Consider the following 13,001-nt stretch of genomic DNA (forward strand, 5'->3'; position numbering starts at 1 on the left):
GGCCGGAGGGCCCCTGCGCGCGACGCGCCCCGGAATTCAAAAACGGGGCCGCGCGCATCCAGCGTTGGGCCCCGCAAACGGCTTCCATCATACCATCGCGCGTGCGCCGTCCCGACCGTCGCCGGGTTTGCCCGATGCGGGCGCGGCACGATGGACCCGGCTCGACAGCAGCGTGGCCAGCACGATGCACGCGCCGCCCGCCCATTCGCGCGCGGTCGGCAGCTCGCTGGCGAACACCCACGCCGACAGCGCGGTGATCACGATCTCGAACAGCATGATGATCGACGCGCGGTTCGCCGGCACGCGGGCGAGGCCGTATTGCACGAGCAGGTTGTTCGACGCCATCGTCACGCCGATCGCGGCGATGATCAGCGCGGCCACGCCAAGCTGGCCGCCTGCCGGCGCGGCCGGCAGCCCTTCGAACAGCGACGCGATCGCGCCGAACACGGCCGCGCCGCCGAACAGCGTCGCGGTGCGCATTTCCGCGCGCATCTCCGGCAGTTCGCGGCTTGCCTTGATCACGAGCACGTTGCTCATCGCGAAGCTCAGCCCGGCCGCGAGGCCGGCCCATTCGGCCGGGTTGGCCGGCAGCGGCAGGCCGAGCTTCGGCGACCACAGCATCAGCATCGCCCCGCCGATCGACAGCGCCGCGAGCCCCGCGCCGGCCCAGGTCAGCCGCTCGCGCAACAGGAAGTGCGCGTAGACCGCGGTCCAGGCCGGGGTCAGGTAGAACAGCAGCATCACGCGCAGCACCTCGCCGTGGATCGTGCCCCACACGAAGCCGAGGTTCGTCACGCCGGCCGTCAACGCGATGCCCGGCAGCACCCAGTGCCAGCGCAGCGTCGCGATCGTGCGGCGCCGCGCGACGACCACGAACAGGAAGGCGACGAGGCTCGTCAGCGCGCTGGCCAGCGTACCCGTCACGCCGAGCGACGCGAGGACCCGCAACGGATACCAGATCAGGCCCCATACCGATGCGCCGATCAGGATGGCCAGCGTCGGCAGGCTGCCGCGTACCGCGTTATTCATTTGGTTCAATACCCTTCATTCCCTTTATTCGGCGGGCCTGGCCGCCGTTCCGGCCGGCCGTGACCGCATTCCGTCACGCTATAATCGTCCGTTGCGACCCGCGCCGTCGGCGCCCGTTCGCAGCCGTGCGGCACGCCCGCCGCTTCTTTCGCTCCAACCGGCCGCGATGGCCGCTTCGCCCGTGAACCCTCGACTCGACTCGCTCCAGCCCTATCCCTTCGAAAAGCTGCGCGCCCTGTTCAAGGACGTGACGCCTTCCGGCGACCTCAAACCGATCAGCTTCGGCATCGGCGAGCCCAAGCACGCGACGCCGGCGTTGATCCGCGACGCCGTGGTGGCCGCCCTCGACGGCCTCGCGTCGTACCCGGCCACGGCCGGCTCGGACGCGCTGCGCACGTCGATCGCGCACTGGCTCGAGCGCCGCTACGGGCTGCCGGCGATCGATCCGGCCACGCAGGTGCTGCCCGTGTCGGGGTCGCGCGAGGCGCTGTTCTCGCTCGCGCAGACGGTGATCGACGCCCGCCCGACCGCGCACGGCGAGAAGGCGATCGTACTCTGTCCGAATCCGTTCTATCAAATTTACGAAGGCGCGGCGCTGCTGGCCGGTGCCGAACCCTATTTCGCGAACAGCGACCCGGCCCGCAACTTCGCGTGCGACTACGCGGCCGTGCCGGATGACGTCTGGGCGCGCACGCAGCTGCTGTACGTGTGCTCGCCGGGCAACCCGACGGGCGCCGTGCTGACGCTCGACGACTGGCGCGAACTGTTCGCGCTGTCCGACCGCCACGGTTTCGTGATCGCGTCCGACGAGTGCTACTCGGAAATCTATTTCGACGAAGCCGCACCGCCGCTCGGCGGCCTCGAGGCCGCGCACCGCCTCGGCCGCGGCTTCGAGCGGCTCGTGATGCTGTCGAGCCTGTCGAAGCGCTCGAACGTGCCGGGCATGCGCTCGGGCTTCGTCGCCGGCGACGCGGCGCTGCTGAAGCAATTCCTGCTGTACCGCACGTACCACGGCGCGGCGCTGTCGCCGGTCTGGCAGCACGCGAGCATCGCCGCGTGGAACGACGAGGCGCACGTGCGCGAGAACCGCGCGCTGTACCTGCAGAAGTTCAATACGGTCACCCCGATGCTCGCCGACGTGATCGACGTGAAACTGCCCGACGCCGCGTTCTACCTGTGGGCCGACGTGTCGCGCACCGGCCTGTCGGACACCGAGTTCGCCCGCCGCCTGTACGCCGACTATAATGTGACGGTTCTGCCCGGCTCGTACCTGGCGCGCGATGCGCACGGCACGAATCCGGGCCGCGATTTCATCCGGATCGCGCTCGTCGCGGGCACCCCCGAATGCGTCGAGGGCGCGCAACGCATCGTCGATTTCTGCCGGGCTCTCGCGCGGTAATCGTCCATCCCGATCAATTCCATCCATCTCCTGCGAAAACGAACATGTCGCAACAACTTCAGCAAATCATCGATACCGCCTGGGAAAACCGCGCCGAGCTGTCGCCCAAGGCCGCGCCCGCCGACGTCCGCGAAGCCGTCGCTCACGCGATCGAACAACTCGACCGCGGCGCACTGCGCGTCGCCGAGAAGATCGACGGCAACTGGACCGTGCACCAGTGGCTGAAGAAGGCCGTGCTGCTGTCGTTCCGCCTGGAAGACAACGCGCCGCTGCCGGCCGGCGGCTACTCGCAGTTCTACGACAAGGTGCCGTCGAAGTTCGCGAACTACACGGCCGAAGATTTCGCCGCGGGCGGCTTCCGCGTCGTGCCGCCGGCGATCGCACGCCGCGGCTCGTTCATCGCGAAGAACGTCGTGCTGATGCCGTCGTACACCAACATCGGCGCGTACGTCGACGAAGGCACGATGGTCGATACGTGGGCAACGGTCGGTTCGTGCGCGCAGATCGGCAAGAACGTGCACCTGTCGGGCGGCGTCGGCATCGGCGGCGTGCTCGAGCCGCTGCAGGCGAACCCGGTCATCATCGAAGACAACTGCTTCATCGGCGCACGCTCGGAAGTCGTCGAAGGCGTGATCGTCGAAGAAAACTCGGTGATCTCGATGGGCGTGTACCTCGGCCAGAGCACGAAGATCTACGATCGCGAGACGGGCGAGGTCAGCTACGGCCGCATCCCGGCCGGCTCGGTCGTCGTCGCCGGCAACCTGCCGTCGAAGGACGGTTCGCACAGCCTGTACTGCGCGGTGATCGTCAAGAAGGTCGACGCGAAGACGCGCGCGAAGGTCGGCCTGAACGAGCTGCTGCGAGGCGACTGATGGCCAAGCCGCACACCGTGGTCGTCTACGGCATTCCGAACTGCGACACCGTGAAGAAGGCCCGCGTGTGGCTCGACGATCACGGCGTCGAGTTCGAGTTTCACGACTTCAAGAAGCTCGGCGTCAGCGCGCCGCTGATCGAGGACTGGCTGAAGGACGTGTCGCTCGACGCGCTCGTGAACAAGCGCGGCACCACGTGGCGCGGCCTGGACGACGCCATGAAGGCGGCCGCCGAAACGAAGACCGGCGCGGTCGCGCTGATGATCCACAAGCCGTCGGTGATCAAGCGCCCCGTGCTCGTCGTCAACGGCCGCGTGAAGTCGCTCGGCTTCGTGGCCGATCAATACGCGGCGCTGTTCGCCGCCTAGGGCCGCCCGCGCTGCGCCCGTCGGCGCAGCCCGACGTCCCGTCGCTGCCGGCCACCGCGCCGGCATTTTTTATCGAAAGTGGTCCGAACCATGTCCGCCACCCTAGCCCTTACCGAACAGCTGATCGCCCGCGCGTCCGTGACGCCCGACGACCAGCACTGCCAGCAGATCATGACCGAGCGCCTCGCCGCGCTCGGCTTCGAATGCGAGACCATCGCGTCGCACGGCGTGACCAACCTGTGGGCCGTCAAGCGCGGCGCCGACGGCCGCGCCGGCAAGCTGCTCGCGTTCGCGGGCCACACCGACGTCGTGCCGACCGGCCCGCTCGAGCAATGGACCTCGCCGCCGTTCATTCCCGCCCATCGCGACGGCAAGCTGTACGGCCGCGGCGCGGCCGACATGAAGACGTCGCTCGCGGCGTTCGTCGTCGCGTCCGAGGAATTCGTCGCGGCCCACCCCGGCCACCGCGGCGCGATCGCGTTCCTGATCACGAGCGACGAGGAAGGCCCGGCCACCGACGGCACCGTGAAGGTCGTCGAATTGCTGCAGGAGCGCGGCGAACGCCTCGACTACTGCATCGTCGGCGAGCCGACGTCGACGACCGCGCTCGGCGATGTCGTCAAGAACGGCCGCCGCGGGTCGATGTCGGGCGAACTGGTCGTCAAGGGCGTGCAGGGCCACATCGCGTACCCGCATCTCGCGAAGAACCCGATCCACCTGCTCGCGCCGGCGCTCGCCGAGCTCGCCGCCGAGCAGTGGGACGAAGGCAACGAATATTTCCCGCCGACCACCTGGCAGGTGTCGAACCTGCACGCCGGCACCGGCGCGACCAACGTGATCCCCGGCCACGCCGACCTGATGTTCAACTTCCGCTTCTCGACCGCCAGCACGGTCGAGGGCCTGCAGGCACGCGTGCACGCGATTCTCGACAAGCACGGCCTCGAATACACGCTGAAGTGGTCGGTCAGCGGCCTGCCGTTCCTCACGCCGCGCGGCGAACTGTCGGGCGCGCTGGAGAACGCGATCCGCACCGAGACCGGCATCACGACCGAGCTGTCGACGACGGGCGGCACGTCGGACGGCCGCTTCATCGCACGCATCTGCCCGCAAGTGATCGAATTCGGCCCGCCGAACGGCAGCATCCACAAGATCGACGAGCACATCGAGGTGCGCTTCGTCGATCCGCTGAAGAACGTGTACCGCCGCGTGCTCGAACAACTGATCGCCTGATGGAGCCTCGCATGACGACACCTTTTGCCACCGTTCGCGACCTGCTGCGCTACGCGGTCACGCGTTTCTCGAAGGCGAAGCTCGCGTTCGGCCACGGCTCGGACAATGCGTACGACGAAGCGGCCTACCTCGTGCTGCGCACGCTCGACCTGCCGCTCGACACGCTCGAGCCGTTCCTCGACGCGCGCCTGCTGCCCGACGAGATCGCGGCCGTGCTCGCGGTGATCGAGCGGCGCGCGGCCGACCGCGTGCCGGCCGCGTACCTCACGCATGAAGCGTGGATGCACGGCCACCGCTTCTACGTCGACGAACGCGTGATCGTGCCGCGCTCGTTCATCGGCGAGCTGCTCGACGACGGCCTGCAGCCGTATGTCGCCGACCCCGAGCAGGTCGGCGCGGTGCTCGAACTGTGCACGGGCTCGGGCTGCCTCGCGATCCTCGCCGCGAGCGCGTTCCCGAATGCCGAGATCGACGCGGTCGACCTGTCGGACAAGGCGCTCGAAGTCGCCGAGATCAACGTGCGCGACTACGGCCTCGAGGACCGCATCGGGTTGTACCGCGGCGACCTCTACGCACCGCTGCCCGCCTTCCGCACCGACCCGGGCTCGCGCTACGACGTGATCCTGACGAACCCGCCGTACGTGAACGCGGCGTCGATGGCCGCGCTGCCGCCCGAATACCGGCACGAGCCGGAGATGGCGCTCGCGGGCGGCGACGACGGCATGGACATCGTGCGGCGCATCGTCGCCGAAGCGCACCGCTGGCTGCACGACGACGGCGTGCTCGTCGTCGAGATCGGCAACGAGCGCGAGCACGTCGAAGCCGCGTTCGGCGGCCTCGAACTCACGTGGCTGCCCACCAGCGCGGGCGACGACGCCGTCTTCCTGATCCAGGCATCGGACCTGCCGCGCAAGGCCTGAGCCTTTCCGGCCCGCCCGCCGTGCGGCGCACCATTGCGCCGCACGGTTGGGTAAGATGCGCGTAGGCGGCCGCCCGGCCGCCCGACTTCAGGAGTCCGTCACGCGCCCATGACCCTCGACTGGCTACATCTCGGCACCCTGATCCTGACCGTCCACGTGCTCGGGATCGTCGCGGCGTGCCACGCGATCATGAACACGCGCACATCGCAAGGCGCGATCGCGTGGGCCGTCTCGCTTGCGGCCATGCCGTACCTGACGCTCGTTCCGTACCTGTTCCTCGGCCGCAGCAAGTTCTCCGGCTACGTCGACGCGCGGCGCCACGAGCTGGAAATGTTGCGCATGCACACACCGCGCTCGCCGTGGCTCAGCACCGACGCGACCGACGGTCCGGCCGCCGACGCGCTCGGCCAGTCCGCCGTGCTCGCGCTGACGCGGCTCGGCGGCATGCCGTTCCTCGGCGGCAACTCGGTGCGCACGCTCGTGAACGGCGACGCGACGTTCTCGGCAATCCTGTCGGCGATCGACGCCGCGCGCGACTACGTGGTCGTCCAGTTCTTCATCGTGCGCGACGATGCGCTCGGCCAGACGCTGCGCGACTCGCTGCTCGCGCGCGCGGCCGCCGGCGTGCGCTGCTGCCTGCTGTACGACAGCATCGGCAGCTTCGACCTGCCGCACAGCTACGTCGACACCTTGCGCCGCGGCGGTGTCGAGGTCCATCCGTTCGCGACCAACCGGAAGTTCGTCAACCGCTTCCAGCTGAATTTCCGCAACCATCGCAAGATCGTCGTGGTCGACGGCAATCGCGCGTTCGTCGGCGGCCACAACGTCGGCGTCGAGTATCTCGGCGCGAAACCGCGCCTGTCGCCGTGGCGCGACACGCACATCGAGATCCGCGGCCCGGTGGTCGCGAGCATCCAGTACGTGTTCGCCGAAGACTGGCACTGGGCGACGCAGAAGCTGCCGCCGATCGCGCTGCCGCCGCCGGCCGAGCCCGGCGACGGCATGCATTGCCTCGCGGTGCCGATGGGGCCGGCCGACAAGCAGGAAACCGGCTCGCTGTTCTTCGTCGAGGCGATCAATGCCGCACGCGAGCGGGTCTGGATCACCACGCCGTATCTCGTCCCCGACGAGGCGGTAATCTCCGCGCTGAAGCTCGCGGTGATGCGCGGCGTCGACGTGCGCATCCTGATCCCGAGCCGGCGCGATCACTACGTGGTGTTCGAGGCGTCGAAGCTGTACGCGCGCGACCTCGTCGATGCGGGCGTGAAGGTATTCCGCTACCGGCCCGGCTTCCTGCACCAGAAGGTCGTGCTGATCGACCGCATCGCCGCGGCGATCGGCAGCGCCAATCTCGACAACCGCTCGTTCCGGCTCAATTTCGAGATCATGGTGCTGACCGTCGACCGCGCGTTCGCCGGCGAGGTCGAGACGATGCTCGAGGCCGACTTCGCGCAGGCTTACGAGGTCGACGCCAACGAATACCGTCAGTCGCCCGCGTGGCGGCGCATCGCGATGCACGTCGCGCGGCTGTTCGCGCCGATCCTGTAGCGGCCCGGGCAACATCGGAGCCGCCCGGCCGCCGCCCTCACAGCAGCTTGTCGATGTCGGCGGCGATTTCCTCGGGCTTCGTCGACGGCGCGTAGCGCTTGACGATGCGCCCGTCGCGATCGACCAGGAACTTCGTGAAATTCCACTTGATCGCCTTGAGGCCGAGAATGCCCGGCGCCTCGTCGGTCAGGTGGCGGTACAGCGGATGCGCGTGATCGCCCTTCACGTCGATCTTCGCGAACATCGGGAACGTGACGCCGTAGTTGCGCTCGCAGAACGCGCCGATCTGCGCGGCGTCGCCCGGCTCCTGCTTGCCGAACTGGTTGCACGGGAAACCGAGCACGAAGAAGCCGCGCGCCGCGTACTGGTCGTACAGCTTCTGCAGGCCCGCGTACTGCGGCGTGAAACCGCACTCGCTCGCGGTGTTGACGATCAGCAGCACCTTGCCGCGATACGCGTCGAGCGGGGCCGGCGCGCCGGCGAGCGTCTCTGCGCTGAACGAATACAGGGTGGACATCGGGCACTCCTTTTACGAAACCGGATCGACGTGGAGTCTAGGCGAAATTGCGCGGTTGCGGCATTCGCCGAGCGGCCGATGCCCGGCGAGCGCGGCGCGCAGTCTAGAATAGCGGTTTTGGCCAGTTATTTCCGCCGTGATCCGTTTCAATCAGTTCAGTCTTGCGCGCGGCACCAAGCCGCTGTTCGAGTCGACCTCGTTCGTGCTCAATCCCGGCGAGAAAGCCGGCCTGATCGGCGCGAACGGCGCCGGCAAGTCGACGCTGTTCGCGGTCCTGCGCGGCGAGCTGCACTCGGACGGCGGCGATTTCTCGATGCCGCCGTCGTGGCGAATCGCCCATGTGTCGCAGGAAACGCCCGCCGTCGACCGCTCGGCGCTCGACTACACGCTCGACGGCGACGCCGCATTGCGCGAGATCGAAGCGCGCATCGCCGCAGCCTCCGCCGCGCATGACGGGGCGGCGGAAGCCGACGCGCACGCGGCGTTCGCCGACGCCGACGGCTACACCGCGCCGGCCCGCGCCGAAGCGCTGCTGCTCGGCCTCGGCTTCACGCTCGCGCAGACGCGCGAATCCGTCGCGAGCTTCTCCGGCGGCTGGCGCATGCGCCTGAACCTCGCGCAGGCGCTGATGTGCCGTTCCGATCTCCTGCTGCTCGACGAACCGACGAACCACCTCGACCTCGACGCGATCGTCTGGCTCGAAGACTGGCTGCACCGCTACCCCGGCACGCTCGTCGTGATTTCGCACGACCGCGAGTTCCTCGATTCGATCTGCAACGTCACGCTGCATCTGGAAAACCGCCAGGTGAAGCGCTACGGCGGCAACTACTCGCAGTTCGAAGTGCTGCGTGCGCAACAACTGGCGCTGCAGCAAAGCGCATACGAAAAGCAGCAGAAGACGATCGAACACCTGCAGAGCTTCGTCGACCGCTTCAAGGCCAAGGCGACCAAGGCCAAGCAGGCGCAGAGCCGGATGAAGGCGCTCGAGAAGATGGAGCTGATCGCGCCCGCGCACATCGCGTCGCCGTTCACGTTCGAATTCCGCACGCCCGACGCCGCGCCGAACCCGATGATGGTGATGGAAGACGTCCGCTGCGGCTACCATGCCGACGACGGCGCGGACATCCCGATCGTCGAGCGCGTCGCGCTGTCGATCCAGAACGGGCAGCGCATCGGCCTGCTCGGCGCGAACGGCCAGGGCAAGTCGACGCTGATCAAGACGCTGGCCGGCACGCTCGCGCCGCTGTCGGGGCATGTCCGCGACGGCAAGGGCCTGACGATCGGCTATTTCGCGCAGCACCAGCTCGAAACGCTGCGCGAGGACGATTCGCCGCTCGCCCATCTGGCGCGGCTCGCGCCCGACACGCGCGAGCAGGAACTGCGGGACTTCCTCGGCGGCTTCAATTTCTCGGGCGACATGGCGACGAGCCCGGTCGGCCCGTTCTCCGGCGGCGAAAAGGCGCGCCTCGCGCTGGCGCTGATCATCTGGCAGAAGCCGAACCTGTTGCTGCTCGACGAACCGACGAACCACCTCGACCTCGAAACGCGCCACGCGCTGACGATGGCGCTCGCGCAGTTCGAAGGCACGCTGATCCTCGTGTCGCACGACCGCCACCTGCTGCGCGCGACGACCGACCAGTTCATGCTGGTCGCGAAGCACCGGCTGCAACCGTTCGACGGCGACCTCGACGACTACCGCGACTGGCTGCTGCAGCACGCGGCCGAGCAACGCGCGGCCGCGAAGGCCGATAGCGCGGCTTCGCCGGGCGCCGGTGCCGCGGCCACCCGCAAGGACCAGAAGCGGCAGGCAGCCGAGGAACGGCAACGCCTGTCGGTGCTGAAAAAGCCGCTGCAGACGCGCATCACGAAGCTCGAAAAGGAAATGGAGACGCTGCACGCGGAGAAGGCGCGGCTCGACGCGTTCGTCGCCGATCCGGCCAGCTACGAGGCCGAGCGCAAGACGGCGCTGACCGACGCGATCCGCAAGCTCGGCGACGTCAACACGCGTCTCGAAACGGTCGAGGCCGACTGGCTCGCCGCACAGGAAGAACTCGAGCAGATCGGCTGATACGCGCGCGCGGTGCGCCGGCTGCCCCGGGGGCGATTCGACACGTCGCCGGGCACGCTCCGCCCCCGGATACGACAAGGCCGGACGCACCGGCCCGGCCTTGCAGACTGGATTGCCGCAGCCCGGCGGTTCGCCGCGCCACCGGCTCAGCGCCGCGGCAACGTATCGCGCGGCATCTGCTCGTCGTCACTCATCAGGTATCGGCGCCCTTCGGTCGGCCGCCGGATCGCGGCAGCGACTTCCGCTTCCGTCACGTCCTCGGACACGACCTTGCGCGCGAGGCGCCCTTCGTCGTCGATCCATTCGACGATCCGGCATCCGCCGCCCCACGGCTGGCGAATCGGCTCCGACACGCGGCAGCCGCGCAGGTTGTAAAGGCGTCCGCCCGGCGCTTCACCATACGATTTCAACATAGGTTCCCTTCGCATTGCGCGGTTCGACAACCCGGCAAAGGATAGGGAAAAGCGATGTCCGGCGGGTTACAGGAGCCTACATATTCTTTACAACGAATTACGCGCCAGATCGCCGGGCATGCCCGGCCCGCATGCCTGCCCGGCCGGTCACTCGAGATCGCGCACGCGGTCGATCGCCTGCTCGAGGCGATCGACGGCCATCACGTTCAGCCCTTCGATCGGCTGCTTCGGCGCATTCGCCTTCGGGATCAGCGCGGACGTGAAACCGAGCTTCGCGGCCTCGCGCAGCCGCTCCTGCCCGCGCGGCGACGGCCGGATCTCGCCCGCCAGCCCCACTTCGCCGAACACGATCAGCCCCTTCGGCAGCGCCTTGTTGCGCATCGACGAATGGATCGCGAGCAGCACCGCGAGGTCGGCCGCCGGCTCGGTGATCTTCACGCCGCCCACCGCATTGAGGAACACGTCCTGGTCGAAGCACGCGATGCCCGCATGCCGGTGCAGCACCGCGAGCAGCATCGCGAGCCGGTTCTGCTCGAGGCCGACCGCGAGCCGTCGCGGGTTCGGCACGTGCGCGGTATCGACGAGCGCCTGGACTTCGACGAGCAGCGGCCGCGTGCCTTCCTGCGTGACGAGCACGCACGAGCCGGGCACGACCTGCTCGTGCTGCGACAGGAACAGCGCGGACGGATTCGCGACGCCGCGCAGCCCGCGCTCGGTCATCGCGAACACGCCGAGTTCGTTGACCGCGCCGAAGCGGTTCTTGAACGCGCGCACGAGCCGGAACGACGAGTGCGTATCGCCTTCGAAGTACAGCACGGTGTCGACGATGTGTTCGAGCACGCGCGGGCCGGCCAGGTTGCCTTCCTTCGTCACGTGACCGACCATGATGATCGCGGTGCCCGACTGTTTCGCGATGCGCGTGAGCTGCGCCGCGCACTCGCGCACCTGCGCGACCGAGCCCGGCGCCGACGTGAGCGCTTCCGAATAGACGGTCTGGATCGAGTCGATCACGGCCACGTCCGGCCGTTCCGTATCGATCGCGGCCTGGATCTTCTCGAGCTGGATCTCGGCGAGCAGCTTCAGCTCATCGGCCGGCGCGCCGCCGTCGAGCAGCGCAAGCCGTTGCGCGCGCAGCGCGATCTGCGCGGCCGACTCCTCGCCGCTGATATAAAGCGCGCGCCGCTCGCTCGCGATATCCGCGAGCGACTGCAGCAGCAGCGTCGACTTGCCGATGCCGGGATCGCCGCCGATCAGGACGACACCGCCCGGGACCAGCCCGCCGCCAAGTACACGGTCGAATTCGCCGATGCCGGTCGAGAAGCGCGGCACGTCGGCCGCTTCGATATCGACGAGACGCTGCACGGGCGCCCGCTTCGCGAGCGACTGGAAACGATGGGCAGCCGGCGATTCGGCGACCGATTCGACGAGCGTGTTCCAGGCCTGGCACGACGGGCACTGGCCCTGCCACTTCGGGGTCTGTCCGCCGCACTCGCTGCAGACATAAACGGTTTTCTGTTTGGCCACGCGCGACGCCCTTATTCCGCTCGCACGGGCACGCGGCCGGCGACCGCGCACATCAGCTCGTAACCGATCGTCCCGCAATGGCGCGCGACGTCGTCGATCGGCAGCGCGTTGCCCCACAGCTCGACACGCGCGCCGACGCCGGCCTGCGGGCACGGGGTCAGGTCGACCGTAATCATGTCCATCGACACGCGGCCGACGATCCGCGTGCGGATGCCGTCGACGATCACCGGCGTGCCTTCGGGCGCGACGCGCGGATAGCCGTCCGCGTAACCGCACGCGACGACGCCGATCCGCATCTGCGCCTGCGCGGAGAAGGTCGAGCCATAACCGATCGCCTGGCCCTTCGCGATCGTCTGCACGGCGATCAGCTCGGACGCGAGCGTCATCGCGGGCTTCAGCCCGGTGTCGGCGATATCGGACGACAGCCCGGACGGCGACGCGCCGTACAGCACGATCCCCGGCCGCACCCAGTCGAAGTGCGTATCCGGATGCCACAGCACGGCCGCCGAATTCGCGAGGCTGCGCGCGCCGGCGATGCTCTCCGCGCCGCGCTCGAAGGTCGCGAGCTGCTCGGCGACGCCGCGCTCGTTGTCCGCATCCGAAAAATGGGTCATCAACGTGATCTGGCCGATGCCGGGACACGCCCGGGCACGCTCCCACGCCGCACGATATTTTTCCGGCACGTAGCCGAGCCGGTTCATCCCGCTGTTCATCTTGAGCTGCACGTTGACGGGCTTCGACAGCCGCGCCGTTTCCAGCATCCGCATCTGCTCGTCGTTGTGGACGGTCGTGGTCAGGCTGTAGCGGTCGATCACGTCGATGTCGGTCGACCGGAAGAAGCCTTCGAGCAGCAGGATCGGGCCGGCCCAGCCGAGCTCGCGCAGCTTCACGGCTTCGTCGAGGTCGAGCAGCCCGAAGCCGTCGGTGCCGCGCAGGCCCGGAAACACGCGGGCGAGACCGTGCCCGTACGCGTTGGCCTTGACGACCGCCCAGACCTTGGACGGGCCGGCAAATCGACGGACGACGGAGAGATTGTTCGCGAGAGCGGCGGTGTGGATGGTGGCGGAGATCGGGCGCGGCATGGGAAATTTACGTAAAGACGCTTGCGAATCA

General features: G+C 68.4%; 12 protein-coding genes. 7 read left to right on the plus strand and 5 right to left on the minus strand.

What is annotated here, in order from left to right:
* Positions 1-87: 87 nt before the first annotated feature.
* The gene (locus tag AC1VVG_RS10645; RefSeq protein WP_482835900.1) at positions 88-1,029 is read right to left on the minus strand and encodes a DMT family transporter; all 942 of its coding nucleotides are present in this window, start codon (positions 1,027-1,029) and stop codon (positions 88-90) included.
* Positions 1,030-1,195: 166 nt separating this feature from the next.
* On the opposite strand from AC1VVG_RS10645, the gene dapC reads away from it, so the two are divergent.
* The 6 genes from dapC to cls all read left to right on the plus strand — a co-directional run bounded on the left by dapC (position 1,196) and on the right by cls (position 7,366).
* Positions 1,196-2,428: a succinyldiaminopimelate transaminase gene (dapC, locus tag AC1VVG_RS10650; protein WP_124669737.1), complete on the plus strand. Its 1,233-nt coding sequence runs from the start codon at positions 1,196-1,198 to the stop codon at positions 2,426-2,428.
* Positions 2,429-2,472: 44 nt separating this feature from the next.
* Complete coding sequence (gene dapD / locus AC1VVG_RS10655) at positions 2,473-3,300, plus strand: 2,3,4,5-tetrahydropyridine-2,6-dicarboxylate N-succinyltransferase (protein ID WP_059561861.1); 828 nt, start codon at positions 2,473-2,475, stop codon at positions 3,298-3,300.
* The gene (locus AC1VVG_RS10660) at positions 3,300-3,668 is read left to right on the plus strand and encodes an ArsC family reductase (RefSeq protein ID WP_006478478.1); all 369 of its coding nucleotides are present in this window, start codon (positions 3,300-3,302) and stop codon (positions 3,666-3,668) included. Before dapD ends, AC1VVG_RS10660 begins: the two co-directional genes overlap by 1 nt.
* Before the next feature lie 90 nt (positions 3,669-3,758).
* Positions 3,759-4,898 (plus strand): succinyl-diaminopimelate desuccinylase, encoded by a 1,140-nt coding sequence (gene dapE / locus AC1VVG_RS10665; protein WP_482835608.1) that lies wholly within the window; start codon positions 3,759-3,761, stop codon positions 4,896-4,898.
* Positions 4,899-4,909: 11 nt separating this feature from the next.
* A complete protein-coding gene (gene prmB / locus AC1VVG_RS10670) occupies positions 4,910-5,818 on the plus strand; it encodes a 50S ribosomal protein L3 N(5)-glutamine methyltransferase (RefSeq protein WP_034188858.1) in 909 nt (302 codons plus the stop codon).
* Positions 5,819-5,926: 108 nt separating this feature from the next.
* The gene (cls, locus tag AC1VVG_RS10675) at positions 5,927-7,366 is read left to right on the plus strand and encodes a cardiolipin synthase (RefSeq protein WP_034188859.1); all 1,440 of its coding nucleotides are present in this window, start codon (positions 5,927-5,929) and stop codon (positions 7,364-7,366) included.
* A gap of 37 nt (positions 7,367-7,403) precedes the next feature.
* Here the strand turns inward: cls and AC1VVG_RS10680 are convergent, their stop codons facing one another.
* A complete protein-coding gene (locus AC1VVG_RS10680) occupies positions 7,404-7,883 on the minus strand; it encodes a glutathione peroxidase (RefSeq protein WP_482835609.1) in 480 nt (159 codons plus the stop codon).
* Between the two features lie 136 nt (positions 7,884-8,019).
* Here AC1VVG_RS10680 and AC1VVG_RS10685 point away from each other — a divergent pair, with 136 nt between their 5' ends.
* Positions 8,020-9,951: an ATP-binding cassette domain-containing protein gene (locus AC1VVG_RS10685; RefSeq protein WP_034188861.1), complete on the plus strand. Its 1,932-nt coding sequence runs from the start codon at positions 8,020-8,022 to the stop codon at positions 9,949-9,951.
* 146 nt (positions 9,952-10,097) lie between these two features.
* Here AC1VVG_RS10685 and AC1VVG_RS10690 read toward each other — a convergent pair whose 3' ends face one another.
* From AC1VVG_RS10690 to alr, 3 genes are all read right to left on the minus strand, one after another.
* The gene (locus tag AC1VVG_RS10690; RefSeq protein ID WP_034188862.1) at positions 10,098-10,364 is read right to left on the minus strand and encodes a DUF2866 domain-containing protein; all 267 of its coding nucleotides are present in this window, start codon (positions 10,362-10,364) and stop codon (positions 10,098-10,100) included.
* Between the two features lie 147 nt (positions 10,365-10,511).
* On the minus strand, positions 10,512-11,888 hold the full coding sequence (gene radA / locus AC1VVG_RS10695; RefSeq protein WP_124610095.1) for a DNA repair protein RadA: 1,377 nt from the start codon (positions 11,886-11,888) through the stop codon (positions 10,512-10,514).
* Between the two features lie 11 nt (positions 11,889-11,899).
* Entirely contained in the window at positions 11,900-12,970 is a 1,071-nt protein-coding gene (gene alr, locus AC1VVG_RS10700) for an alanine racemase (RefSeq protein WP_034188864.1), read from the minus strand.
* Between the last annotated feature and the right edge of the window lie 31 nt (positions 12,971-13,001).

The organism is Burkholderia sp. L-4, from assembly GCF_056856535.1.

Bases quoted from the DNA above. Each gene is read 5' to 3' on its own strand.
- dapC (WP_124669737.1), top strand. From the start codon at position 1,196: ATGGCCGCTTCGCCCGTGAACCCTCGACTCGACTCGCTCCAGCCCTAT.
- AC1VVG_RS10680 (WP_482835609.1), bottom strand. From the start codon at position 7,883: ATGTCCACCCTGTATTCGTTCAGCGCAGAGACGCTCGCCGGCGCGCCG.
- alr (WP_034188864.1), bottom strand. From the start codon at position 12,970: ATGCCGCGCCCGATCTCCGCCACCATCCACACCGCCGCTCTCGCGAAC.
- AC1VVG_RS10645 (WP_482835900.1), bottom strand. From the start codon at position 1,029: ATGAATAACGCGGTACGCGGCAGCCTGCCGACGCTGGCCATCCTGATC.
- dapE (WP_482835608.1), top strand. From the start codon at position 3,759: ATGTCCGCCACCCTAGCCCTTACCGAACAGCTGATCGCCCGCGCGTCC.
- prmB (WP_034188858.1), top strand. From the start codon at position 4,910: ATGACGACACCTTTTGCCACCGTTCGCGACCTGCTGCGCTACGCGGTC.
- AC1VVG_RS10690 (WP_034188862.1), bottom strand. From the start codon at position 10,364: ATGTTGAAATCGTATGGTGAAGCGCCGGGCGGACGCCTTTACAACCTG.
- cls (WP_034188859.1), top strand. From the start codon at position 5,927: ATGACCCTCGACTGGCTACATCTCGGCACCCTGATCCTGACCGTCCAC.
- dapD (WP_059561861.1), top strand. From the start codon at position 2,473: ATGTCGCAACAACTTCAGCAAATCATCGATACCGCCTGGGAAAACCGC.
- AC1VVG_RS10660 (WP_006478478.1), top strand. From the start codon at position 3,300: ATGGCCAAGCCGCACACCGTGGTCGTCTACGGCATTCCGAACTGCGAC.